The 24,069-nt window shown below is 63.8% G+C and carries 18 protein-coding genes; 4 read left to right on the forward strand and 14 right to left on the reverse strand.

Features of this window, described 5'->3' with window-relative positions:
- Positions 1-44 precede the first annotated feature (44 nt).
- On the reverse strand, positions 45-2,114 hold the full coding sequence (locus M2267_RS24160) for an ATP-dependent helicase (RefSeq protein WP_429118322.1): 2,070 nt from the start codon (positions 2,112-2,114) through the stop codon (positions 45-47).
- Between the two features lie 341 nt (positions 2,115-2,455).
- Here M2267_RS24160 and M2267_RS24165 point away from each other — a divergent pair, with 341 nt between their 5' ends.
- A complete protein-coding gene (locus M2267_RS24165; RefSeq protein ID WP_043611141.1) occupies positions 2,456-2,635 on the forward strand; it encodes a hypothetical protein in 180 nt (59 codons plus the stop codon).
- 188 nt (positions 2,636-2,823) lie between these two features.
- Here M2267_RS24165 and M2267_RS24170 read toward each other — a convergent pair whose 3' ends face one another.
- The 9 genes from M2267_RS24170 to hmpA form a co-directional block, all read right to left on the reverse strand.
- Positions 2,824-3,132, reverse strand: a complete 309-nt coding sequence (locus M2267_RS24170; protein ID WP_245281553.1) for a hypothetical protein — start codon at positions 3,130-3,132, stop codon at positions 2,824-2,826.
- Positions 3,132-4,604, reverse strand: coding sequence for a siroheme synthase CysG (gene cysG / locus M2267_RS24175; protein WP_429117837.1), 1,473 nt, complete (start codon positions 4,602-4,604; stop codon positions 3,132-3,134). The genes M2267_RS24170 and cysG overlap by 1 nt, the downstream gene beginning before the upstream one ends.
- Entirely contained in the window at positions 4,576-7,233 is a 2,658-nt protein-coding gene (locus M2267_RS24180) for a molybdopterin-dependent oxidoreductase (protein WP_429117840.1), read from the reverse strand. The genes cysG and M2267_RS24180 overlap by 29 nt, the downstream gene beginning before the upstream one ends.
- Before the next feature lie 2 nt (positions 7,234-7,235).
- Positions 7,236-7,571, reverse strand: a complete 336-nt coding sequence (gene nirD / locus M2267_RS24185) for a nitrite reductase small subunit NirD (protein WP_371258812.1) — start codon at positions 7,569-7,571, stop codon at positions 7,236-7,238.
- A 4-nt stretch (positions 7,572-7,575) separates the two neighbouring features.
- Positions 7,576-10,026, reverse strand: a complete 2,451-nt coding sequence (gene nirB / locus M2267_RS24190) for a nitrite reductase large subunit NirB (protein WP_429117843.1) — start codon at positions 10,024-10,026, stop codon at positions 7,576-7,578.
- A gap of 17 nt (positions 10,027-10,043) precedes the next feature.
- On the reverse strand, positions 10,044-11,300 hold the full coding sequence (locus M2267_RS24195; protein ID WP_429117845.1) for an MFS transporter: 1,257 nt from the start codon (positions 11,298-11,300) through the stop codon (positions 10,044-10,046).
- Between the two features lie 325 nt (positions 11,301-11,625).
- Entirely contained in the window at positions 11,626-12,840 is a 1,215-nt protein-coding gene (locus tag M2267_RS24200; protein WP_429117848.1) for a CmpA/NrtA family ABC transporter substrate-binding protein, read from the reverse strand.
- Entirely contained in the window at positions 12,837-13,439 is a 603-nt protein-coding gene (locus M2267_RS24205; protein ID WP_429117850.1) for an ANTAR domain-containing response regulator, read from the reverse strand. Before M2267_RS24205 ends, M2267_RS24200 begins: the two co-directional genes overlap by 4 nt.
- Positions 13,440-13,663: 224 nt before the next feature.
- Positions 13,664-14,878, reverse strand: a complete 1,215-nt coding sequence (hmpA, locus tag M2267_RS24210; protein ID WP_429117852.1) for an NO-inducible flavohemoprotein — start codon at positions 14,876-14,878, stop codon at positions 13,664-13,666.
- Between the two features lie 316 nt (positions 14,879-15,194).
- Between hmpA and M2267_RS24215 the strand changes: the two genes are divergently transcribed.
- Complete coding sequence (locus M2267_RS24215) at positions 15,195-15,644, forward strand: Rrf2 family transcriptional regulator (RefSeq protein WP_060519247.1); 450 nt, start codon at positions 15,195-15,197, stop codon at positions 15,642-15,644.
- Positions 15,645-15,805: 161 nt separating this feature from the next.
- On the opposite strand, the gene M2267_RS24220 is transcribed toward M2267_RS24215, so the two are convergent.
- A complete protein-coding gene (locus M2267_RS24220) occupies positions 15,806-16,267 on the reverse strand; it encodes an Lrp/AsnC family transcriptional regulator (RefSeq protein ID WP_052201531.1) in 462 nt (153 codons plus the stop codon).
- Between the two features lie 131 nt (positions 16,268-16,398).
- Here M2267_RS24220 and M2267_RS24225 point away from each other — a divergent pair, with 131 nt between their 5' ends.
- Positions 16,399-17,307 (forward strand): DMT family transporter, encoded by a 909-nt coding sequence (locus tag M2267_RS24225; protein WP_429117856.1) that lies wholly within the window; start codon positions 16,399-16,401, stop codon positions 17,305-17,307.
- An 18-nt stretch (positions 17,308-17,325) separates the two neighbouring features.
- Here M2267_RS24225 and M2267_RS24230 read toward each other — a convergent pair whose 3' ends face one another.
- Positions 17,326-18,477: an efflux RND transporter periplasmic adaptor subunit gene (locus M2267_RS24230; RefSeq protein ID WP_429117859.1), complete on the reverse strand. Its 1,152-nt coding sequence runs from the start codon at positions 18,475-18,477 to the stop codon at positions 17,326-17,328.
- A gap of 15 nt (positions 18,478-18,492) precedes the next feature.
- Positions 18,493-21,636, reverse strand: coding sequence for an efflux RND transporter permease subunit (locus M2267_RS24235; RefSeq protein WP_429117862.1), 3,144 nt, complete (start codon positions 21,634-21,636; stop codon positions 18,493-18,495).
- Between the two features lie 459 nt (positions 21,637-22,095).
- Here M2267_RS24235 and M2267_RS24240 point away from each other — a divergent pair, with 459 nt between their 5' ends.
- Positions 22,096-22,698 (forward strand): TetR/AcrR family transcriptional regulator, encoded by a 603-nt coding sequence (locus M2267_RS24240; RefSeq protein WP_429117865.1) that lies wholly within the window; start codon positions 22,096-22,098, stop codon positions 22,696-22,698.
- 11 nt (positions 22,699-22,709) lie between these two features.
- Here the strand turns inward: M2267_RS24240 and M2267_RS24245 are convergent, their stop codons facing one another.
- Positions 22,710-24,032, reverse strand: coding sequence for an MFS transporter (locus tag M2267_RS24245; RefSeq protein ID WP_429117868.1), 1,323 nt, complete (start codon positions 24,030-24,032; stop codon positions 22,710-22,712).
- Positions 24,033-24,069 lie beyond the last annotated feature (37 nt).

Genomic DNA, 24,069 nt, shown 5'->3' on the forward strand with positions numbered 1-24,069 from the left:
TCTGCGGGTGATCGCACGAACGTGCGGTCCATGACGGCCTTCGCTCACTTCCACATGGAGCGCATGCGGGCGCCGACGTCGATGCGGATCTGCTTGGCGCTTCGCTCGCTGGCGCTTGCCGAAATCTTCGGCCAGCTGGTCGTCTCGAAGAATTGCAGCAATGTCGCCGGAATGAAGCGGGTTCGCGAGGCGTAGACATGCCGGTCGCCCTGGGCGTTCTGACCGTGGGTGAAGAAGCGCTGCGGCGTCACCAGGGACAGATGATCGCGTGCCCGTGTCATGCCGACGTAGAGCAGCCGCCGTTCCTCTTCGAGTTCGGCGGTCGTGCCCACCCCGAGATCGGACGGAATGCAGCCGTCGACGACGTTGAGCATGAAGACCGAGCGCCATTCCTGACCCTTCGCCGAATGGATGGTCGACAGGATCAGGTAGTCCTCGTCGAGCAGCGGCACGCCCGCCTGGTCGCTGGTGGCATCGGGTGGGTCCAGGGTCAGCTCGGTCAGGAAACGTTCGCGGTTCTGGTAGCCGCCGGCAATCTGCTCGAGCTGCAGCAGGTCGGCCTTGCGGGTATCGGCGTCTTCATGGATCCGGTCGAGATGGGGCTCATACCAGGCGCGCGCAGCGCCAATCTCCTGCGGCCATCCAGGCTCGGCCCGTCGTAGGCCGGACACCAGATCGACGAAGCCGGTCCAGTTCTCGCCGGTCTTGGCGGGAGGTGGGATCTCCGCAAGGGCTGCGAGCGGTTCCGGATCGGCGGCGATCGCATCGAGGATCTTTCCGGCGGTCTGCGGGCCAATACCGGGTAGCATCTGTAGCAACCGGAAACCGGCGACGCGGTCACGCGGGTTCTGCGCGAAGCGCAGGACCGCGAGCAGGTCCTTCACATGGGCGCTGTCGAGGAATTTCAGGCCGCCGAACTTCACGAACGGAATGTTGCGCCGAGTGAGTTCGACTTCGAGCGTTCCGCTGTGGTTGGACGAGCGGAATAGAACCGCCTGCTGCTTCAAGGCGATGCCGATCTCACGGCCAGCGAGAACCTGCTCCACGATATAGGCCGCCTGATCCGCTTCGTCCTTGACGGCGACGAGCAACGGTCGTTGCTCCGATTGCCTGTCCGTCCAGAGGTTCTTGGTAAACCGCTCCCGCGCCAGGCCGATCACGCCGTTTGCAGCGGCGAGGATCGGCTGCGTCGAGCGGTAATTCCGGTCGAGGGTGATGACGTCGGCGGGCTCAGGCGAAAAGGCGTTCGGGAAATCGAGAATGTTGCGAACCGTTGCGGCCCGGAAGGAATAGATCGACTGGGCGTCGTCGCCAACGACCGTCAACCCGTGGCCGCCGGGTCTGAGCGCCATCAGGATCGAGGCCTGCAGCCTGTTGGTGTCCTGATACTCGTCAACAAGAACATGATCGAAGCGTCCGCCGACATCTTCGGCAAGCTCCGGATCGGAAACCATCTGCGCCCAGTAGAGCAGGAGATCGTCGTAATCGAGCACATTCTGCGCCTGTTTGGCATCGACGTAGGCCGCAAACAACGCCTTGAGCTGTTCGTCCCAACCGGTGACCCAGGGATAGGCCGTCTTCAGCACGTCGCCAATCGAGCTTTCGGAGTTCACGACGCGCGAATAGATCGAAAGGCAGGTTCCTTTCGTGGGAAACCGGCTTTCCGTCTTCGAGAAGCCGAGCTCGTGGCGCACGAGGTTCATCAGATCGGCGCTGTCTTCCCGGTCGTGGATCGTAAAATCCGGGCCGAGACCGATTTGTTCGGCGTAGATGCGCAGGATCCGGGCGCCGATGCCATGGAAAGTGCCGGCCCAGGAGAGGGCGTCCGTCATGACTGCGGCATTGTCGCCAAGAACCTGGCGGCAGATGCGCGCGACCCGGCGGGTCATCTCGGCCGCTGCGCGTCGAGAAAAGGTCATCAAGAGAACGCGACGCGGATCGGCACCGTTGACGATGAGATGCGCGACCCGGTGGGCGAGTGTATTCGTCTTGCCGGAGCCGGCACCGGCGATGATGAGAAGCGGGCCGCCGACCTGTCCTTCCGGCAAGCCGATACCGTGCTCGACCGCTTCGCGCTGGCGGTCATTGAGTTTTTCGAGATAGGCGGCGCTCATGCGTTCCCGTTCGTTTTCGTCGCACTCCGTCACAGCCCGCATCGATTTGCATCCAAGAGACAGGCAGGAACAAAGAAAGAACTAGCAATTTAGCATCCAGATGAAAACCCTGACGTCGCCGAGTTTCCCTTCTTGCAGCGTCGGAATGTCACTCTTCCAAGGTTTTGATGACCTGTGAGACCGCAGATGGGGTTGTTTGCGACAGTAGGTGTAATCGACCTCATCGACCGATCTATACCTATGGCTGTGCGCCGCACGAAGAACGCGCGACGGCTTGTGGCCTTATATGGTGAATTAGAAATATGCTTTGCTCCTGCGTCCACTCGAAAGAGGAAGAGCACATGGACGAACGGAGCGTTGAAGAGACCTGCGAGGACACCGGCTCGACCGCCGAACTCCAGGAGATTGCCCGCAAGCTGGCGTCGCTCGCCCAAGAGATCAGGTCAATTGCAGCGACCCCGCTCGGCGAGACGGTCGTATTCGACGAAAGCGGCGATAGATCGGAAACGGCCGTCCACTGACCTCGGTGGCCGACGTCGGACGGTCATTCCTCAATTGGGGTATGGCCGTGACCCGCCTGCGCGCTTAGAACCAGCCTACGGTGGCGACCTTGGGATATTCGGGACGTCGATACGAGGCGACGCCTTCGAATATCCCTTGGTGCGACAGCGGACGCCGGTAATTGCTCGTGCGGGCAGCATTGAGCCTGTCACGCCACGACCGTAATCGTCATTTCGATGTAGCCGGCAAGACATAGGGCCGAGGCCAAGATGCGCGGCGTCGATGGCACGGCTTGCATTATTTTCGCCAGGAAGATGCCGCCGGCGATGAGCAATCCGCCGAGAAGCAGACCGTGTTCCGCAACGGCGAGGCCGATGGCGCAGAGGTTCACGGCACTCGCAACCATGGTGAGGGGCGCTGCGGCCAACACAGCGTTCGATTGAGCCAGGAAGATGAGCCTGAAACGCGGCCAGCTGAGGCCGATGGCGAGAACGAGGAACACCAGGGAGATGCCCATCAGCATGCTCCGGCGAGAGTGTGCTTGATCGATCGGGCCTGCTTGTCCCGGGCTGAAAACACGTCGCCGACAGCGATGAGGACAGGGTTGTCGTAGCCGATCTCCACTATACCCTCCGGGATTGTGGCGAGCGTGCCGCGCCAGCTGCGTTCCGTCGGCCGGCTGACATCGCTCATGATCACGGCCGGTGTTTCAGGCGGACGGCCTTCGCCGATAAGCTTTTCGGCAATCAGCCCCGCCGTTCGGCCACCCATGTAAAAGACTGCCGTGCTGCGCGGATCGGCAATGCCTGCCCAGTCGACATCATCGGGCAGGCCGCCGTGGCGGGAATGACCGGTCACCAGCCGAAGCGACTGGGCATAGTCGCGATGGGTCAGCGACAGACCGAGACGGGAGGCCATGGCGCTTGCGGCAGTGATGCCGGGGATAACGTCGACGGGAATGTTTTCGCGGTCGAGATGAGCGATTTCCTCGCCTGCCCTGCCGAAAACCATGGGGTCGCCGGATTTCAGCCGCACCACGCGTTTCCCAGCCTTGGCGAGCTTGACCATCATGGCATTAATGTCTTCCTGCCGGCAGCTTTCGCGGCCGCCGCGCTTTCCGACGAGCATGCGCTTTGCCTCCCGCCGGGCGAGTTCGAGCACGTCCGAAGAAACGAGGTCGTCGAAAAGGATGACATCGGCCGACTGCAGCGCGCGCACGGCCTTCAGCGTCAGGAGTTCGGCATCGCCCGGTCCCGCGCCGACCAAAGTCACGTGACCGATGGCGGGGGCTCCCGCGAGCCTTTCGGCATCAGCAAGAAGCACCCCGCCTACGCCCTCCTCCGGCGTATCCATGGTCGAAAAGACGCGATCGGCAAAACGCTCCCAGAAGAGGCGGCGCCCGGGACCGGGCTCGATCCGGCGGTTCACCGCCCCGCGAAGAGCCTGGGCCAGCGCTGCCCAGGCCTTCAAGCTTTTCGGCAGAAGCGTCTCGATCTTGCGGCGGATCGTCTGGGCGAGGATCGGGGCGGCGCCATCGGTCGAGATTGCAACGATGACGGGCGAGCGGTTGACGATCGAGCCGAACTGGAATTCGCAAAATTCCGGTTTGTCGATGACGTTGACCGGAACGGCGGCCGCGCGGGCGGCCGTGAAGAAGGCACGCGCCTCCGCCTCGTCCTCGCAATCGGCGATGGCAAGCGCGGAGCCGTCAAGATCGGCGGGCGCCCAGCGCCGACGGTGAAGCGCGAAACGGCCTGCCGGGTGTTGCGGGGTGTGGCCGGCAAATGTCGCGAGCGCCTCGTCGTCCCCTTCGGCGTAGAGATCGACGCGGGCGCCGCAGGCGGCCAGAAGCTCGGCCTTCCACAGCGCTCCGTCCGTTGCGCCGGCCACCACGACGCGCCGGCCCTCCAGCGCCCAGAAGACGGGCAGCTTGGCGAGCGCTTCCATCCGGGCAGGTCCGTCACTCTGCGGCTGCTGCAAGACATCCATCGATGATCCCCCTGATTTCGGCGCGGCAGGAGCCGCAATTGGTTCCGGCATTGAGCGTGACGCCAACGGCCTCGACGCTGTGGCAACCGCCGCGTACGGCGGCGACGATCTGGTTGACGCCGACGCCGAAGCAGGAGCAGACGGTGGCGCCGGGATCCGGCTTGTCCGCTCCCGGCCGACCGGCGACGAGCGCGAAGCGCTTGCGCAGATTGGCATGCTCAGCGGCCAGCTGGGCGATCGCCCAGTTGCGTGCGACGGCGACCGGTTCACGCGCCAGGAAGAAGGCTGCGAGAAGCCGTGCGCCGTCGAAGAAGGCGAGCCTGATGTCGCCGGTCTGTGCATCCGCATAGCCGAGCGGCTCCATCCCTTGCGGTATGACAAGAACGCGGCGGCACCAAGAGGCCCAGTCGTCCACCGGCTCTGTAAAAGCCAGTTCCAACCGCCACCCGCCTGCCGCCTTCGCCAGCGCCCAGTAGGCGGCATCCGGATCGACCGGCTTTGCCAGTGAGACGGCAAAGCCGTAGTGCGTCGCCTTGAACTTACGCGCGGCGACGGCAACGTTCTTCGATGCCGGCTGACCGGACAGACGGTCGGTGATCGGCGGCACGAGCACATCGATGCGTGCCTTGGCCGCAAACTGGTCGTTCCAGTGCATCGGCGCGAAAATGCTGCCGCGCGCCTGGCGCTCGGTGATGAGTGCGCGCACGACCACTTTGCCCTGCGGGCTTTCGATCTCGACGAGGCCGGCGTTGCCGACGCCGATTTCCATCGCATCGCGCGGGTGCAGTTCCGCGAACGGTTCGGCGATATGGGCAGAGAGGCGCGCGCTTTTGCCTGTGCGGGTCATCGTGTGCCACTGGTCGCGGATGCGGCCGGTGTTGAGCGTGAACGGGTAATCGGCATTGGTGCGGTCGGTCTCTGCCGGTCGAACCGCCACGAACCGGCCCCTGCCGTCAGCGTGATAGAAGTTGCCCGCCGCAAAGAAACGGCTTTCAGCGCGCTTCTGCCCCTCCGGCTGAGGCCATTGGAAAGGCTTCAGCCCGTCGTAGTCTTCGAGCGCAAGGTCGGCATGGGCGCCGATGTCGAAATCGCGGCTGCCGGCGTTTTCGAAGGCGGAGAGCGCGGCATGTTCGCGGAAGATCGCGGCGGGCGCTTCGTAGGCGAAGGCAGCGGCATGGCCCAGGCGGCGGCCGACTTCGGCCAGTTGCCACCAGTCTGCTCGCGCTTCTCCCGGTGCGGCGAGGAACGCCCGCTGGCGCGAGATGCGGCGCTCGGAATTGGTGACCGTGCCGCTCTTTTCCCCCCAACCAAGCGACGGCAGCAGCACATGCGCGTGGCGGGTGGTATCGGTCTCTTTCAGGATGTCGGAGACCACGACAAAAGGACAGGCCCTGATCGCCGCCTCGACGGCATCGGCATCCGGCATCGAGACGACGGGGTTCGTGGCCATGATCCACAGCGCCTTGATGCGACCGTCTGCCACCGCCTTGAAGAGATCGACGGCCTTGAGCCCCGGCTTTTCGGCAATCTTTGGCGAACGCCAGAAGCGCTGGACGCGATCGCGGTCACCGGCATCTTCGATCGCCATGTGTGCGGCGAGCATATTGGCAAGCCCGCCGACCTCGCGGCCGCCCATCGCGTTCGGCTGGCCCGTCAGCGAGAACGGGCCCATGCCCGGCCGGCCGATGCGGCCGGTCGCGAGATGACAGTTGAGGATCGCGTTGACCTTGTCGGTGCCCGAGGAGGACTGATTGACGCCCTGGCTGTAGCAGGTCACAACCTTTTCGGTTGTCGCAAACAGCCGGTAGAACTCGCGCAGCTGCATCGCCGGAAGGCCGGTCCGCTCGAGCACGTCGTCGAACGAAACACCGCCGGCTGCGAGCAAGGTATCACCGAAGCCGGCCGTATGCGCCGCGACATAGTTCTGGTCGACGGCATTGCTGGAAACCAGATGTGAGAACAGCCCGACGAAGAGCGCCACATCGGCGTCGGGCCGGATCGCGAGATGCAGGTCTGCGATATCGGCTGTCATGGTGCGGCGCGGATCGATGAGAACGATTTTGAGGCCCGGCCGTTTCGCCTTGGCGGCGGCAAGGCGCTGGTAGAGGACGGGGTGACACCAGGCGAGGTTAGATCCGGTGAGCACGACCAGATCGGCCAGCTCCAGATCCTCGTAGGTTCCCGGCACCGTATCCGAGCCGAAGGCACGGCGATGGCCGGCAACCGACGAGGACATGCAGAGACGTGAATTGGTATCGATGTTGGCCGAGCCGACAAAACCCTTCATCAGCTTGTTGGCGACGTAATAGTCCTCGGTGAGCAACTGGCCGGAGACGTAGAAGGCGACCGAATCCGGCCCGTGTTCGGCAATCGTTTCCGCAAAGCGCGTAGCGACAAGGTCGAGGGCTTCGTCCCAGCCAGCCTGGCATCCGCCGATCTCCGGATGCCGCAGCCGACCATCGAGGTCGAGGGTCTCGGCGAGCGCGGATCCCTTGGAACACAGCCTGCCGAAATTGGCGGGATGGTCGGTATCGCCGCGCACTGCGACGGCGCCGTTGTGATCGACCGTCGCGATGACCCCGCAGCCGACGCCGCAATAGGGACAGGTGGTCTTGACCTCCTTTTCCATGGTCATTCCGCCGCAATCAGCAGGCTTTCGAGCGCAATGAACAGCGCGCCGCCGTCAATGCGCACCGGAATGGTGCGCACCGCGCCTTCGTCGGCCCCGAGGGCCTTGCCGGTTTCGAGCGAGATCGCCCAATTGTGCAAGGGGCAGGTCACCGCCTTCGCGTGGACGATGCCCTGCGACAGCGGCCCACCCTTGTGCGGGCAATGGTCCTCGATGGCGAAGACCTCGTTTTCGGCGGTGCGGAACACGGCGATCTTGCCCTGAGGCGTCTTCACGCAGCGCGCGCCTCTGAGCGGAATATCCGAGATGTCGCCGATCGGGTGCCAGGTCATGTCCATCATCTCACTCCGCAGCTTGAGGGAAGCCGACCGTCGCCATCGGCCGGAACTCGTGTTTGTCCTTGCCGGAGACGCGCTCCGACCAGGGGTCGACCTGGGCAAATTTCTGGCTGAAGACGAAGCGATCGTAGTAGGCCTTGCGCTTGTCCGTATCGTCCATGATCTGGCGGCGGATCTCGTCGAGGCCGACGCGTTTCGCCCACTTGTAGATGCGCTCGAGATAACGCGCCTGCTCGCGGTACATCTGCGTCAGCGCCACGATATGCTCCAGCGCCTCATCCTCGGTCTTCACCAGGCCAAGTACTTCGGTGCCCTTGATGTCGAGCCCGGCAGCACCGGCGAAATGGATCTCGAAGCCGCTATCGACGCAGATGACGCCGATATCCTTGCAGGTGGCTTCCGCGCAGTTTCGCGGACAGCCGGAGACCGCCATCTTCAACTTGGCGGGCGTCCAGGAACCCCACATGAACTTTTCGATGCGGATGCCGAGGCCGGTGGAATCCTGCGTGCCGAAGCGGCACCAGTCCGAACCGACGCAGGTTTTCACTGTGCGCAGACCCTTGGCATAGGCCTGGCCCGAGATGAAACCGGCCTTGCCGAGATCGGCCCAGACGGCGGGCAGGTCCTCCTTTTCGATGCCGAGCAGGTCGATGCGCTGGCCGCCGGTCACCTTCACCAGCGGAATGTCGAACTTGTCGACCACGTCGGCAATCGCCCGCAGTTCGCCGGAATTGGTGACCCCGCCCCACATGCGCGGCACGACGGAATAAGTACCGTCTTTCTGGATGTTGGCGTGAACACGCTCGTTGATGAAGCGCGACTGGTAGTCGTCGGCATATTCGTCCGGGAAATCGCAGACGAGGTAGTAGTTGAGCGCCGGGCGGCACTTGGCGCAGCCGCAGGAGGTCTTCCATTCCAGCTCTTGCATGACCGCGGGAATGGTCTTCAGGCCCTTGGCCTTGATCAGGCGACGTACGTCGTCGTGGCCGAGATCGGTGCAGCCGCACATCGGCTGGACGGCGGCCGGACTGTAGCTCTCGCCGAGCGTCAGCGTCATCAGCTGTTCGACAAGGCCGGTACAGGAGCCGCAGGAGGCCGATGCCTTGGTATGGGCGCGCACCTCGTCGAGCGACGTCAGGCCCTTGTCGGCAATCGTGGAAACGATCTTGCCCTTGCACACGCCGTTGCAGCCGCAGATTTCCGCATCATCCGGCAAGGCTGCAACGGCCGCCATAGGGTCCAGCGGAGCGCCCCCCTGGTAGGCCTGGCCAAAGATCAGGGTCTGGCGCATCTCGGAGACATCGGTCTCCTTCTTCTTCAAGTCGTTGAACCAGGCACCGTCGGAGGTTTCGCCATAGAGCACCGTGCCGATGATGCGGTTTCCCTTCAGCACCACCCGCTTGTAGACACCGGCCGTGGCGTCGCGCAGCACGATCTCCTCGCGGTCGTCGCCGTCGGCAAAGTCGCCGAGCGAGAAAAGTTCGATGCCGGTGACCTTGAGCTTGGTCGGTGTATCTGAATGGACAAAGGCAGCGGAGCGGTCGCCGGCCAGATGGGAGGCCGCGACACGGGCCATCTCGTAGAGCGGCGCGACGAGGCCATAGACCATGCCGCCCACTTCCGCACATTCGCCAAGCGCCCAGATGCGGCCATCGGACGTCTGCATGCCCTGGTCGACGACGATGCCGCGGTTGATCGCAAGGCCGGCCTCCTTCGCAAGGCCGACACTCGGCCGGATACCGACGGCCATGACGACGAGCGTCGCCGGAATGATGCGGCCATCGTCGAGCTCGATGCCTTCGACCCTGCCGTTGCCGACGATCGCCTTGGTGTTGGCCTTGCAGATGATCTTGATGCCGCGGCCTTCCAGCTCCTTCTCAAGGAGATAGCCGGCGGCCGGATCGAGCTGGCGGTCCATCAGCGTCGGCATCACGTGAAGAACGGTGACGTCCATGCCGCGACCGGCAAGGCCGGCGGCCGCTTCAAGGCCGAGCAGGCCGCCGCCGATGACGACGGCCTTTTCGCGCGACTGGGCGGCGAGCAGCATGGCCTGCACGTCGTCCAGGTCGCGATAGGTGATGACGCCGGGCAGGTCCTTGCCGGGCACCGGCAGGATGAAGGGCACCGAACCGGTCGCGATCACCAGCTTGTCATAGCTTTCGGTCACGCCATGGTCGGAGGTCACGGTTTGGGCATCGCGGTCGATCGCGACGATGCGATGACCCTTGTAAAGCGTGATGCCGTGTTTGATGTACCAGCCGTCGCCGTGGATGATGATCTCTTCGTATTCCTTTTCGCCCGACAGCACCGGCGACAGCATGATGCGGTCGTAGTTGACGCGTGGTTCGGCGTTGAAAATGGTCACGTCGTAGCGCCCGGGCGCCTTTTCCAGCAGGTGCTCCAGCATGCGCCCCGGCGCCATACCATTGCCGATGATGACGAGTTTCTCTGTCATGGTCTGTCCTTGTCTGTTTACGCGGCAGCAGCCGTCGGCAGGGTGAGCGCGCGGCGTTCCATCTGGCGGATCGAAAGATGCATCCACAGGAGCGATGCGACGACGACGGCAAAGAGAAGCAGGAAGCAGCTCGACCACAGGCCGGTCGCATCCTTGAGCAGGCCGAAGGCGATCGGCAGCACGAAGCCCCCGAGCCCGCCGACCATGCCGACGATGCCGCCGACCGCCCCGACGTTTTCCGGGTAATAGGCCGGGATGTGCTTGTAGACGGCGGCCTTGCCGAGGCTCATGACGAAGCCGAGCACGAAGACCGTGACGATGAAGACGGCAGGCGTAATGCCGAAGCCGTGGCCCTCGCCGGCGGCCGGCAGCGACAGGATCAGTGTTGCCACCGCCGAGATGCCGAGCATCCAGTACATGACGCTACGCGCGCCCTTGCGGTCGGAAAGCACGCCGCCGAAGGCACGGAAGACGCTGCCGGGGATGGAGTAGGCGGCTGCGACCATGCCCGCCACGGCGATATCGAAGCCGTAGACGCCGACGAGATAACGCGGCAGCCAGAGCGAGAGGGCAACGAAACCGCCGAAGGCGAAGAAATAGTAGAGCGAGAAACGCCAGACCTGGGCGTTCTTCAGCGGCGCAAACTCCTGGAGCAGGCTGCGCTTTGGCAGCTGGCGCTCGCGGCGGCTGCGGAAGGCCGGATCGTCGCTGGTCGTGAACCAGAAAACGAGCGCCGTGACGACGAGTGCGGCCGCCCAGATCTCGGCAACCGTCTGCCAGCCCCAGGCAATGAGGACGAAGGGCGCGACGAATTTCGTCACCGCCGCGCCGACATTGCCGGCGCCGAAGATGCCAAGCGCCGTGCCCTGCTTTTCCGGCGGAAAGAACGGCGAGACATAGGCGACGCCGACCGCGAACGAGCCGCCGGCAAGACCGATGCCGAGGCCGGCGAGCAGCATCTGCGGATAGGTTGTGGCGTAGGTGAGCAGAAAGGTCGCAAGGGCTGCGGCCAGCATAGTGAGCGTGTAGACGAGGCGCCCGCCATAGCGCCCCGTCCAGACGCCGAGCAGGATGCGCACCAGCGAGCCGGTGAGGATGGGTGTGCCGACCAAGAGGCCGAACTGCGCTTCGGTCAGCGCGAGGTCCTGCTTGATGCGGATGCCGATGATGGCGAAGATCGTCCAGACGGCGAAACAGATGGTGAAGGCAAAAGTGGACATCCACAAAGCCGTGGCGGGTTCGCTGGCGGATAATGGCTGCTTGTTCTCAGACATGGCTTCTCCGAGGCCCGACGAGGTCGTGCCGCTCCATCTTGGGGGTGAAAAACAAAAAGCCGCTGGCCAGGTATGCCCGACACGGTTTGCCCCGTGTGCGCAGTCCTGATCAGCGGCTTTGCTGGTGGGGCGCCCGTCGTTGGACGCCGATCTCTTGGCCTGAGGGCCTGCAATAAGAAAAGCAATCAGCGTGCCAGTTTTGGCAAGCTATTGATCTAAAAGAAAAAGTGGAATTGGCGGCCTGACGTCATCCCGGTTGGTGACATTCCTTGGTGCAGTGCGAAGCCATTTTTTGTGCAATGCGCATAAATTAGGCGTCGCGCATTCAGCCCGCAGACTGGGCCGCGATATAGGCATCGAGGTCGTCGGGATCGAAGCGTCCGCCGTCGAAGAAGCCATCGGGCCCAAGCGTCAGGGCGCCCGACGAGCCAACCGGGGTTTCCACGGTCAAGGCGCCTTCCACCTTGGCGCTTGCCGACGGCATGGCGATGCCAAGGTGTTTCAGGGCGGCGCGGTAGATGTCCGGGCGATAGGTTTCCGCGGCGATGCGCTGGCGCTCGGCCGTATGCTCGATCTGCCGCCAGCGCACCATCTGGGTGTAGAACCAGAGGGCATGGCTCTTCCAGGGGAAGGTCGCTGCCTTGGCGTTCGGAACGAAGAAGTCGCTGACGGCCCGGACCTCGCCACCGCCGACCGGCAGGGTGCCCTTGAGGGCGGGAAGAAGCAGTTCGGCGTCGCGCCCCACATAAGCGGGCCTTGCCAGAAGGGTCGCGAGCGTCTCGTGGTTTTCCGGGCGGGCGCACCAGAGCGAGGCCAGATGAAGCGCCACGAGCAAGGCGGCCATGGCCTCCGGGTTGGCTTGCCCCCACCGGGCGTTGACGCCAAGGACCTTTTCCGGGCTGGACCGCCAGATCGCTGCCTTGACGGTGGCGAGATGCGCGCCGCGGCGAAGCACGCCGAAGGTGTTCCAGGGCTCGCCGGCGCAATAGCCGTCGATCACGCCTTCGGCGAGCGCATCGCCCATATCGGGCGGCGGCAGCACGACGATCTCGATATCACGGTCCGGATCGATGCCGCTCGCCGCCAGCCAGTAGCGCAGTTCGTAATTGTGCCCGGAATAGGGGTGCACGACTGCAAAGCGCAACGGCGCGCCCATCTGCGCATCGATCGTCTTGCGCAGGGCTGCGCCGTTCGCGCGCGCATCGAGATCCGTGGTCGCGCCGTTTTCCGCCATCCTTTGCCAGAGCGCCGGAGACACAGTCACCGCATTGCCGCCGAGACCCAGCGCCATCGGCACGATCATTTCAGGCGCCGGCACATTGAGACCGAGATTGCCGGCGATCGGCATCGGCCCGAGAATATGCGCGACATCGACATGGCGAACCGCAAGCCGGTCGCGGATGCTTGCCCAGGAACGTTCGCGCAAAAGGGTCAGGTCGATCCCCTGTTCCTCGGCAAAGCCCATCTCGCGGGCGACGACGAGCAGCGCACTGTCGAGCAGCGGCACGAAACCGGCGGTGATGGCGTGGCGCGTCGTCATTCCTTTCCTCCCGGATCGAGCAGGCTCGCCGCCGTGACGAGGCTTTGGGCGATCTCAACGATCTTGCGGTTCTGGTTCATCGCCGTCCGCCGCAGCAGTGCATAGGCCTCTTCTTCGGAAAGCCCGCGCGAGCGCATCAGCAGCCCCTTGGCGCGATCGATCACCTTGCGGTTTTCCAGTTCGCCGCGTGTCTCCTCGAGTTCGCGGTTGAGGCGGGAGAAGGCGTTGAAGCGGCTGATCGCCATCTTCAGGATGGGGCGCACCCGTTCCTGCTTCAGGCCGTCGACGATGTAGGCAGAGACCCCGGCTTCCACCGCCGCCTCGATGGAGGCCTCGTCGGACTTGTCGACGAACATGGCGATAGGGCGCCTGACCGCGCGCGAAAGCTGGAACATGCTCTCCAGCATGTCGCGGTTCGGGTTTTCGAGATCGATGACGATGACGTCGGGATTGAGATCGGCGATGCGTCGCGCAAGACTATGCATGTTGTCGATGACGGTGACCTGGTCATAGCCCGCGTCGCGCAGCCCGTCCTCGATGATGGCGGCGCGGATGCGGTTCTCGTCGATAACCAGGACGTTTAGTCTGCTGTGCTGCATGCCACGACCGCATTCTGACCAAGCTTGACCTGCCGTGTCGGCTCTTTTTGCAATGCAGCATGGCCGGTCCGAAAGCAAGGACGATCTTTCGGATGGCGCTCACGCACAGCCGGGACTGCCAGATCCTCGGCGAAGATCGGCATTGCCGCGGCGCGAAGGTCGCGCCGCGGCAATGAGGAGATCAAGCACTTCCACGGTCCGTGGAAGTGCAGACAGAGCGCATTTCAGGCTGCAATGAGTTCGTCGGCTGGGCCGAAGAATTCGTAGTGGACCCGCTCGCTGGAAACGCCTTCCCGGGCAAGAGCCGGGACAAGCGCCCGAAGGAACGGTTTGGGGCCACAGAGATAGAATTCGGCATTAGCGATGGGCGTGTGGTTGCGAAGCCATTCCGCCGTGATGAAGCCATCGAAGTCGTGCGACAGCCCCACAGCATCCCCGTTCGCCGGCGCGCTATAGAAGCTGCTGATCGTGATCTTGCCATGCGCATCGGCGAGTTCGCGAACATGCCGATCCATGGCATGCGTGCCGCTGTTCAGCGCGCCGTGGACGAAGTGCGCCTCGAGGTTTGGATGTTCCTCGGCGATCGTCTCGAGAATGCTGACCATGGGCGTCAGGCCGACGCCACCCGACAGCAACACGACCGGTGCCGCCGGCGCTTCGGGGAGGAAGAAGTCGCCAGCCGGCGGGGTCGCGCTCAAGACGGTGCCGACGGTTGCCTGATCGTGGAGATATCGCGATCCGCCTTGTCCCTGTGCTTCGCGCTTCACGGAGATGCGGTAGAAGCTGTCGTTTGGGCCGCTGGAGATCGAGTAGTTGCGCTTGATCTCCAGGCCATTGTCCAGTTGGAAGCGAAACGTCAGGTATTGCCCGGGTCTGTGGCGCACAACGCGACCGCCGTCCTTGGGTTTCAGGATAAACGAGGTGACGACGTCGCTTTCGCGAACTTTCGAGGCGATGACGAAATCTCTCCAGCCGTTCCAGCCGCCCGAGCGCGCCATCAGCTCGTCGCGGATGGTGGCTTCGCGCTCCTTGAGAATGTCGGCGAGGAACCAATAGGCTTCGCCCCATGCGTTCAGGAGCTCAGGGGTCGCCGCAGTTCCGAGCACATCCTCGACGGCGGCGAGAAGAGCCTTGGCAACAAAGGGATAGTGCTCGGGGAGGATATGGTAGCCGATATGCTTTTGGGCGATCCGTTCGACCACCGGGCCGAGCACGCCGAGATTATCGATATTCTGCGCGTAGGCGAGAATGGCGGCCGCAAGCGCGTTCACCTGTGAACCGCCTTCGCCCTGATTGGCGTGGTTGAACAGCGCGCGGATGTGATCGTCTTGGAAGAGGCGGGCATACATGCTTTTCGTGATGTCCGCTCCATGGGCCGCGAGCGCCGGAGCGCTGGCCTTCACGATCTGGACAGTCTCGGGGGAGAGTGGTTTCGGCATGATCTTTCCTTTCGGTGGGACGTATCAGTGAGGGCAGGTTGGTGATCCTGGAATCGCATCCGGCATTTCGATGGGCCGGTGATCGGGGGCTGTGTCCCAGTCCCTCGCGGCAACGCATCCCGCGCTCGAAATCCTGTCGATGCGGGCTTCGCCGTAGAAGTCTTCGACGATCATTCTGATCTCAGTTCCGACTGCCGTTCGCGCGGTCATCGCAAATGACCCTTAAAGATGTATATGAAATGCATCTATTCGCTCGCGATCAAAGATGCTAATCAAATGCATGTTTTTTGAACGGACTTTTTGACGCAGACCCGCGATGAGGCTCACGAAATACACCGACTATGCGATGCGCCTGATGATCTATCTGGGCTCCCAGCCCACTGGGCTCAGCTCCATCCGGGAAATATCCGATACCTTCTCGGTCTCGCAGAACCATATGATGAAAGTGGTTCAAGACCTCGCGAATGCGGGGTTTCTGGAGGCCGTGCGCGGCCGCAACGGCGGTATCAGGCTCGCTAGGGCTGCGAACGAAATCAATCTCGGCGCTCTCCTCCGGCACACGGAGGAGTTGTCCGATCTGATCGATTGCCGAGGTTGCCGCATTGCTCCGGCCTGCAGCCTGCCGTCCGTCCTTTCGGAAGCCACGGCCGCCTTCGTCGCGGTCTTCGACAAGTACACGCTCGCGGATCTCGTCGAAAAACGCTCGACGCTCGGCGTGCTCCTGGGTTTCCGGGCAGCGTTGCCGGGCGAAGATTGCACCCTGTGACGAAGGGATTGGTGGCCCGCGCGCGTTAGGTCGCCAGTCGCTCGAGGAATAATAACGCCCGGCACCCCAATGATTCGCCGCGGCCTGCTACTTCACGTCCGATTTGAGGTTGCGCCGCTTTGCTGGGGCGAACCTGGCCGTGGCCGGAGCCCGCCTGAGCATCAGATCGGTAGCAGCGCGTCCGGCTTGACGTCGCCGACCGAGGCGTAGGTGTGCGTCTCCCTGACGCCGGGCAGGGGCAAAATCACCCGTTCGAGAAAATCCTGGAATAGCGACATGTCTGCAATGCGCGCCTTCACCAGATAGTCGAAGCCGCCGATCACCATGTGGCATTCCAGAACTTCCGGCGCCTTTGCGACCGCCTCGGAGAAGCGCTCGAAGATATGGGGGGCGGTATGGTCAAGGCGCACCTGGATGAAGACGACGGTGCCCCGGCCGATCTTCTTCGGATCGAGGATCGCGCGCACGGCCTTCACATAACCCTCGCGGAAGAGGCGCTTGACGCGCTGGCTGGCGCCCGTCGGCGACAGGCCCACCCGGCCTGCCAGTTCAAGCGTGGTGCGACGGCCGTCTTCCTGAAGCAACCTCAGCAGGGTTCGGTCGATGGTGTCGAGACCCGGAATTTCATTCTTCACGCTGAACGATCCTCAGTAGAGTGAATATCACGCAAAGTATCTGCAATCAGCATATTCAGACGCGCTGAATGCGGCAATACCATGCGCATGTCGCAGGCGGAGAATGAGGGGTAATCGCCATGGCTGCAAGCGCTGATGATATGACGTTCGATGACAGTGCCAGTCGCCGGCGGCTCGCTATCCTCGCAGGATTGGCGGTCGTCGCCATCACCACCGTTCAGTTTGTCGCCGCAAGGTTCAGTCTGCGCGCGCATCTGACGCCAGCCGACATCGTCAGCCTGCGGTTCTCGGGCGCTGCCCTTGCGTTCCTGCCGGTGCTCCTGGGGATCGGCATACCGAGGCTGAGCCAACTCGGCTGGCGGAAGGCCGCTGTGTTGGCGCTGTTGACGGGGCTGCCTTACCCGCTGATCATCAATCAGGGGCTGGCACTGGCACCGGCGGCCCACGCGGCCGCGCTCTCTCCAGCCGTAATCGTCTTCTTCTCGTTCCTGTTCTCGCGCGTCGTCTTCAAGGACAAGGTCTCCGGCGTGCGCCTGGCCGGTATCGCCACGGTCATTGCCGGCCTTCTACTGTTCGTCGTCCAGTCGGGCGTTGGGGATGGGGAAACGTTGCGCGGCGATCTGTTGTTTGCCGTTTCGGGGGTCATGTTCGCGGCCTATGCGGTTCTGGTGCGGCTATGGTCCGTCGATGCGGTCACGGTGACGATCGCTGTCGTCTTTTGCTCCTGCCTGCCATTGCCCTTGCTGCACATCCTGGCGCCGAGCGGATTTGCCACCGCCCCGTTCGCCGAAATCGCCACGCAGTTCGTCATCCAGGGCTTTCTCGCCGGCGCGCTAGCGAGCGTTCTCTACACCTATGTCATTCGTCAATTGGGCCCGCAGCCTGCGTCGCTGTTCATGCCGTGCGTCCCGGTGACGACGACCGTGGCGGGCGTCGTCGTTCTCGGTGAAGTCCCGACGCTGCTTCAGGTCCTCGCCATCGCTGTCATAACGTTCGGAATGGTTTTCCCGATCCTGAAAAGGACGTAGCCCGGGTCGGTACTTGGCCTACTTCTGCGCCTGTTCGGCCGGCATCGGTTTGACCGGTGCGCCCGGGAAAATCTTCTGCAGGTTTCCGGCGATCACCTGGTCGCCCTCCGAAACCCCTGACGTCAGGCCGATGAGATCGCCGCTCGTCGGCCCGAGAGTGACGAGCCGCTGCTCGACGGTTTCCCCCTTGCCGACGACATAGATGTACTTGCCGAGCTGGCTCGAGCCGAGCGCCGTTTCCGGCACCATCAGCACGTTCGTTTCGTCGCGGATCTTCAGCCGGACACGAACATATTGGCCGGGCAGCAGCGAGAGATCCGTGTTGTCGATGGTCACACGGGCGACGACCGTTCCGGTGTTGCCCTCGACGGTGTTGTTGATGAAGCTGAGCTCGCCGCGATACCGCGGTTCCTTGTCGCCGGGCAGAAGCACTTCCGCCTCCACCTTGCCCTTTGCCCGTGCCTTCTGGATGTCGGCGAGTTCCGTTTCGCTCGGGTTGAAGGAGACATAGATCGGCGAAAGCTGTACGAGGTTGTTGAGCGGTGTTCCCGCGGTGTTGCTGACGAGCGTTCCCTCCGGCGCCTGGTCGCGGCCGAGACGGCCGGCAAAAGGCGCGCGGATCTCGGTGTAGTCGAAGTTGATCTCGGCGGTGCGCACGGCCGCGCGCGACATGGCAAGGGCTGCCTCGGCCTGATGCACCGCGCTCTGGCGCTGGTCGAAGCTGTCCTTGTCGAGATAGCCCGTCGTGGCGAGTTCGTTGCCGCGGTTGAGGTTGGAACGCAAATAGGCGAGCGATGCCTCGTCCCGCTCGACCTGGGCCTTCGCCTGATCGAGCGCTGCGCCATAGTCGCGCGCGTCGATCCGGTAGAGCAGATCGCCTTCCTTCACGTCCGAGCCGTCGGGTGCCGCCTGCGCTTCGATATAGCCCGTGATCTTGGCGCGCAGTGTCACGTTGCGGATCGCTTCGGTGCGCGCCGAATAATCGAGATAGATGGGAATGGTTTTCTTGACGACCGAGGCGACGGGAACGGGCATAGCCTGCTGCGGCGGCCCCACCGCCGCGCCGGCGTCGCCGCCCTTCAGCTCGAAGCCGCCGTTCTTGTAGTGATAGGCCGCAGCAAGGGCAGCGACCACGACCACTGCGGCAAGGACCAGTCTCGAACCACGCATGTCAGGCTCCAATACCTATTCCGCCGCCTCCGGCTCTTGACGCTGGCCGATCGGTTGCGAGGACGTGCCCTCGCGCCATTTTTCGATGACCGCGTAGAAGACCGGGACGAAAATGAGTGTGAGGATCGTTGCCGCCAGCATACCGCCGAACACGGTGGTGCCGATCGACTGGCGGCTGGCAGCGCCGGCGCCTCTGGCATACATCAGCGGCAGCACGCCGAGGATGAACGCAAAGGCCGTCATCAGGATCGGCCGCAGTCGCAGCCGTGCCGCTTCCGCGGCGGCCGCGACCACGTCGAGCCCTTCCTCGCGCCGCCGTCTTGCGAACTCGACGATCAGGATGGCGTTCTTGGCGGCAAGTCCGACCAGCATCACGAAACCGATCTGCGAATAGACGTCGATCTGCATACCGCGCAGCCACAGCGCCGAGAGCGCGCCCAGAAGCGCGAGCGGCACCGAAAGCAGCACCATGAAAGGCATCGACCAGCTTTCATACTGGGCGGCCAGGATCAGGAAGCAGAAGACGAGGGCGAGCGCAAAGACGAGCGCGGCGATCGAGCCTGCCCGGATCTCCTGATAGGTAATGCCGGTCCATTCGAATGTGTAGTCCCTGGGCAGCGTCGTTTTTGCCACCCGCTCCATCGCCGCCACAGCCTGGCTCGAGCTGAAGCCGGGCGCTGCCGCGCCGTTGATCAGCGCCGAAGGGTAGTTGTTGTAGTGGGTGATGGTCTCTGGGCCGACCGTCGGCTTGAACGTCCCGAGCGTATTGAGCGGCACCATTTCGCCTTCCGTGTTGCGGACATACAGGCGCGACAGGTCCGTCGCCGAGGCCCGCGCACCCTGGTCTGCCTGCAGCGTCACGCGGAAGGTGCGGCCGAAGATGTTGAAGTCGTTGACATAGAGCGAGCCGAAATAGATCTGCAGCGTGCTGAAGATATCCGGCAGGCTCAGGCCCAGCAGCTTTGCCTTGTCGCGGTCGAGGTCATAGTCGAACTGCGGGCTCGAGGTGCTGAAGGTGGTGAACAGCTGGTAGGGATTGATTTCCGGCTGCTTGCGCGCCTCTGCGATCAACGCCTGCGTCGCGTCGTTCAGCGCCTCGGCGCTGCGGCCTGCAAGGTCCTCCACCTGGAACTCGAAGCCGCCGGTGGCGCCCAGCCCCTGGATCGATGGCGGATCGAAGGCAAGCACCAGCGCGTCCGGTATCTGCAGCAATTGCGGCATCACCGCTTCGCGCAGCGCCGAGGCGCCCTGTTCCGGCGGCCGCTCGTCCCATGGCTTCAGCACGGCGAACTGCACGGCCGAGTTCGACTGGGCGGCGAAGGACAGGAAGTTGAAGCCGACGACCGAACCGACGAAATCGACGCCGGCGGTGCCGCGCAGGATCTCTTCCGATCGCCGGGCGACCGCCTCGGTGCGTTCGAGCGAGGCGCCGTCGGGCAGCTGGATGACGACGAAGAAATAGCCCTGGTCCTCGACCGGCAGGAAGGTCGAGGGGATGCGCTGCCATAGCGCGTAGGTCGAGGCGATCGCGGCGAGGAAGACGGCAAACAGCGCCCAGCGCCAACGCACGAGCCCGGCGACGCTGCGCGCATAACTGTGTGACAGCGCATGAAAACCGCTGTTGAACCAGCGGAAGAGCGCAAAGCGCGGCTCGCCGCGATAGCGCAGGAACGCGGCGCTCAGCGCCGGACTGAGGGTCAGAGAATTGAAGGCGGAGAAGGCGACGGAGATCGCGACCGTCAGCGCGAACTGGTTGTAGAGGCTGCCCGCGACGCCAGGGATGAAGGCGACAGGGATGAAGACGGCAAGCAGCACCGCGGTCGTCGCGATGATCGGGCCCGTCACCTCCTGCATCGCCTTTTTGGTGGCCTCGAGCGGCGGCAGCCCGGCCTCCAATTGGCGTTCGACATTCTCGACGACGACGATCGCGTCGTCGACCACAAGCCCGATGGCAAGCACCATGCCGAGCAGGCTCAGCATGTTGAGCGAGAAGCCGAAGAGATACATCACGACCAGCGTCGCGATCAGCGAAACCGGAATGGCGATCGTCGGGATGATCGTCGTGCGCAGGTTCTGCAGGAAGATGAAGACGACGAAGACGACGAGTGCAAGCGCCTCGAGCAGCGTGAACACCACGTCCTTCATCGCCGCCGAGACGAAGCGCGTGGTGTCGTAGAACATGTGGTAGGCGATGCCCGCGGGGAAGCGCTGCGACAGCTCGTCCATCTTCGCCTGCACGCGCGCCTGCAGGTCGAGCGCGTTGGAACCTGGCGCCTGGAAGACGGCAAGCACGACGCTTTCCTTGCCATTGAAAGTGACCGACGAGGAATAGAGCAGCGCGCCGAGTTCGATGCGCGCCACGTCGCGCAGCCGCGTCGTCGCCCCCGTCGTCTGGTCGGCGCGAAGCACGATGTCGCCGAACTGCGACGGGTCGCTCAAGCGTCCAAGCGCGTTGATCTGCATCTCGAAGGGCGTGCCGGCCGGCGCCGGCGATTGCCCGATCTTGCCGCCGGCGACCTGGATGTTCTGTTCGGCAATGACGTTCTGGACGTCGACGGCGGTGATGCCGAGATTGGCCATGCGATCCGGATCGAGCCAGACGCGCATCGAATAGCGGCGCTCGCCGAACAGCTGGACGTCGCCGACGCCCGGCAGGCGTTTCAGCGGATCAAGGATCTGCAGATAGGCGTAGTTGCTGACCGCGGCGAAATCGACCGAATTGTCGGGCGAATCCAGGCTGACGAGCACGGTGAAATTGGGAATCTGCTTGGCGATGGTCACGCCCGTCTGGTTGACGAGGGCCGGAAGCGAGGAGGCAGCCTGCGAGACACGGTTCTGTACGTCGAGCGCGGCGACGTCGATCGGGTACCCCACTTCGAAGGAAATGATGATGCGCGACGAGCCGTCGTTCGAGCTGGTCGAGGTCATGTAGAGCATGCCCGGCACGCCGTTGATCTGCTGTTCGAGCGGCGTCGTTACTGTGTCGGCGACCACCTGGGCGCTGGCGCCCGGATAGTTTGCGGCAACGACGATCTGCGGTGGCGTGACGTCCGGAAACTGCGAGATCGGCAGCAGGAAATAGCAGATGCCGCCGGCAAGCGTCATGATGATGGCGATCGCCGATGCGAAGATTGGCCGGTGGATGAAGAAGTCGATCATGGGGCCGATCCTTTGGGAGCGCCACCATCGCGGCAGGCAGCGGGGCAGAAACTCGGCATGCATGTGCGCGCCGCGCGGACCTTGCGGTCAGCGACGGTCTCCCCAGCCTTCAGCCCATCCAGCATGCGCATCGTAAGGCTCCAGCACGAGATCATGATGGGCCGTTCCGGCCCTAATCACGACGACCAAATCACGAGCGTTATCGAATTTTAAAAGTCTCTGCGGTGTGCGCTCTGGCTAAAAGACGCCTGACGACCGCGCCCACCGACACTGCGCATAAAAATTTTTCTGCTAGTTACCGCCGCCGTTTCCGGAAGAGCTTTTCGCGGCAAGTGGCTGCGCCACGATATGCCACGCTGGCGAAAATGTTACTGGTCGGTAACATCGTCGCATGTTATCGACCAATGACAGGGCGTCAAGGGGCAAGATTTTCCGCGCCGTTCACGCCGGGCCACTGCGATGACAACGGATTTGTGCAAACCATCCCGTCGTTCGCCGCGCGATCGCATCGTCGAGGCTGCGCGCGATCTCTTCCGCCGCCGCGGCATTCGCGGCACCGGCGTCGATGCGATCGCCGACGCTGCCGACAGCAACAAGATGACGCTCTACCGCCACTTCAGTTCGAAGGACGATCTGATCGTCGAATGCCTGCGCCATGCGGGCATGGAGATGGATGGCTTCTGGCGAGAACTGGAAGACGAGCACCCGGGAGATGGTCTCGGTCAGCTCAGGGCCTGGGTCCGGCGGATCGCCGAACATCTCGGCGAGGACAAGTGCCAATGCGAGATGATGAGCGCCGCCGTGCAACTGACCGATGAGGAGCATCCCGGACGCGAGGTGATCCGCCTCTTCAAGGATGCGCAGCGCGACCGCGTCGTCGAACTCTGCCGCCGCGCCGGCATCGCCAATGCGGAATTGCTCGGCGACACATTGCTGCTGCTGATCGATGGCGCGCGCGCCGCGCAGCAGAGCAGCGGCGCCGAAGGGCCGAGCGCCCGTTTCGCCGAGATCGCCGATGCGGCGATCTTGTCCTTTGCCGGGAATAGCACCGCTTCCAGGTAGCGGTCGTTTGCCTACTGCTGGGCCGGCCAGTCCGGGTGATGGCTGTCGATCACGAAGACATGAGTGTGGCGGTGGCCGCTGCCGACGCGCGTCGCGCCGGCAAGATGGGGATGATCGTCCGCCATCGCGTGATGCACGTGCTCGATTTCGTCCGGGTCGGGCGCCGGCCAGAGCCGGGCGGCCGCAGTGATGGCGCCGATGGCGATGAGGCCAAGCGCGACGAAGGTCTCTTCGAGACCGGCGGTAGCGCCGAGCCAACCGGCCAGCGGATAGGTGATCAGCCAGCAGGCATGCGAAAGGGCGAACTGGGCGGCAAAGAGCGCCGGCCGGTCTTCAGGCTGGGCGGAGCGGCGGAGCAGCCGGCCGGACGGCGTCTGGGTCAGCGAGTAACCGAGGCCGATGGCGAGCCAAAGCGGCAGCAGCGCAGCGAAACTTGGAACGAGCGGGCCGATGAACAGGCCGGCGACGAGGATCGTCGCCCCGGAAAACATCGCGAAGCGGTCGGGTGTCCGGTCGAGCAGGCGTGGCAGCATCAGCGCGGCAATCATCGAGCCGCAGCCAAAGGCGGCAAGCGCGATCGCCGTGTCGGTCTGGGTGAGACCAAAGCCGGCCTGGACCAGCACCACCGTGTTGACGATGACCATCGACCCCGCCGCCGAGACTGCGAGGTTGAGCGCGAGCAGGCCCCTGAGCCGCGGTGTGGCGAGATAAATGCGCAGACCCCGCGTGGTGCGGTCGTAGATGCCGCGCCGTTCCGCCGCCTTCGGGCTTGGCAGCGCGACCGACACGACGAAGGCGGCCGAGGCGAGGAAGCCGAACACCGTGCCGGCGAACAGGTCGTGGAAACTGACGACGGTAAGAAGTGCCGCAGCGAGCATCGGGCTTGCGACGCTTTCGAGATCATAGGCAAGCCGCGAGAGCGACAGGGCGCGGGTGTATTCCTTTTCATCCGGCAGCACGTCAGGAATGGTCGCCTGGAAGGTGGGGGTAAAGGCGGCCGAGGCCGACTGCAGCACGAAGATCAGCACATAGACCTGCCAGATCTCGGTCACGAACGGCAGGAACAGCGCGACCGCGGCGCGCACCAGGTCGAGGCTGACGAGCATGGCACGGCGTGGAAGCCGTTCGGCGAAGGCGGCGGCGATCGGCGCCACGCCGACATAGGCGATCATCTTGATCGCAAGCGCCGTCCCGAGCACCGCACCCGCTTCGGCGCCGGCCAGATCATAGGCGAGAAGCCCGAGCGCGACGGTTGCGAGGCCGGTTCCGATCAGCGCGATCACTTGCGCCAGAAACAGGTGGCGATAGGTGCGGTTTGCGAGGATCTGCAGCATGACGATGGGGCCTCGCTTGGTGGCGGGTTGCGGCAGC

Origin of the sequence: Ensifer sp. KUDG1 (genome assembly GCF_050434285.1) — a bacterium.
Classification (GTDB): Bacteria; Pseudomonadota; Alphaproteobacteria; order Rhizobiales; family Rhizobiaceae; genus Ensifer.

Bases quoted from the DNA above. Each gene is read 5' to 3' on its own strand.
- M2267_RS24170 (WP_245281553.1), bottom strand. From the start codon at position 3,132: ATGGGCATCTCCCTGGTGTTCCTCGTTCTCGCCATCGGCCTCAGCTGG.
- M2267_RS24200 (WP_429117848.1), bottom strand. From the start codon at position 12,840: ATGACGACGCGCCACGCCATCACCGCCGGTTTCGTGCCGCTGCTCGAC.
- M2267_RS24165 (WP_043611141.1), top strand. From the start codon at position 2,456: ATGGACGAACGGAGCGTTGAAGAGACCTGCGAGGACACCGGCTCGACC.
- nirB (WP_429117843.1), bottom strand. From the start codon at position 10,026: ATGACAGAGAAACTCGTCATCATCGGCAATGGTATGGCGCCGGGGCGC.
- hmpA (WP_429117852.1), bottom strand. From the start codon at position 14,878: ATGCCGAAACCACTCTCCCCCGAGACTGTCCAGATCGTGAAGGCCAGC.
- cysG (WP_429117837.1), bottom strand. From the start codon at position 4,604: ATGGATGTCTTGCAGCAGCCGCAGAGTGACGGACCTGCCCGGATGGAA.
- M2267_RS24230 (WP_429117859.1), bottom strand. From the start codon at position 18,477: ATGCGTGGTTCGAGACTGGTCCTTGCCGCAGTGGTCGTGGTCGCTGCC.
- M2267_RS24160 (WP_429118322.1), bottom strand. From the start codon at position 2,114: ATGAGCGCCGCCTATCTCGAAAAACTCAATGACCGCCAGCGCGAAGCG.
- M2267_RS24215 (WP_060519247.1), top strand. From the start codon at position 15,195: ATGAGGCTCACGAAATACACCGACTATGCGATGCGCCTGATGATCTAT.
- nirD (WP_371258812.1), bottom strand. From the start codon at position 7,571: ATGGACATGACCTGGCACCCGATCGGCGACATCTCGGATATTCCGCTC.
- M2267_RS24235 (WP_429117862.1), bottom strand. From the start codon at position 21,636: ATGATCGACTTCTTCATCCACCGGCCAATCTTCGCATCGGCGATCGCC.
- M2267_RS24240 (WP_429117865.1), top strand. From the start codon at position 22,096: ATGACAACGGATTTGTGCAAACCATCCCGTCGTTCGCCGCGCGATCGC.
- M2267_RS24225 (WP_429117856.1), top strand. From the start codon at position 16,399: ATGGCTGCAAGCGCTGATGATATGACGTTCGATGACAGTGCCAGTCGC.
- M2267_RS24245 (WP_429117868.1), bottom strand. From the start codon at position 24,032: ATGCTGCAGATCCTCGCAAACCGCACCTATCGCCACCTGTTTCTGGCG.
- M2267_RS24180 (WP_429117840.1), bottom strand. From the start codon at position 7,233: ATGGAAAAGGAGGTCAAGACCACCTGTCCCTATTGCGGCGTCGGCTGC.
- M2267_RS24205 (WP_429117850.1), bottom strand. From the start codon at position 13,439: ATGCAGCACAGCAGACTAAACGTCCTGGTTATCGACGAGAACCGCATC.
- M2267_RS24195 (WP_429117845.1), bottom strand. From the start codon at position 11,300: ATGTCTGAGAACAAGCAGCCATTATCCGCCAGCGAACCCGCCACGGCT.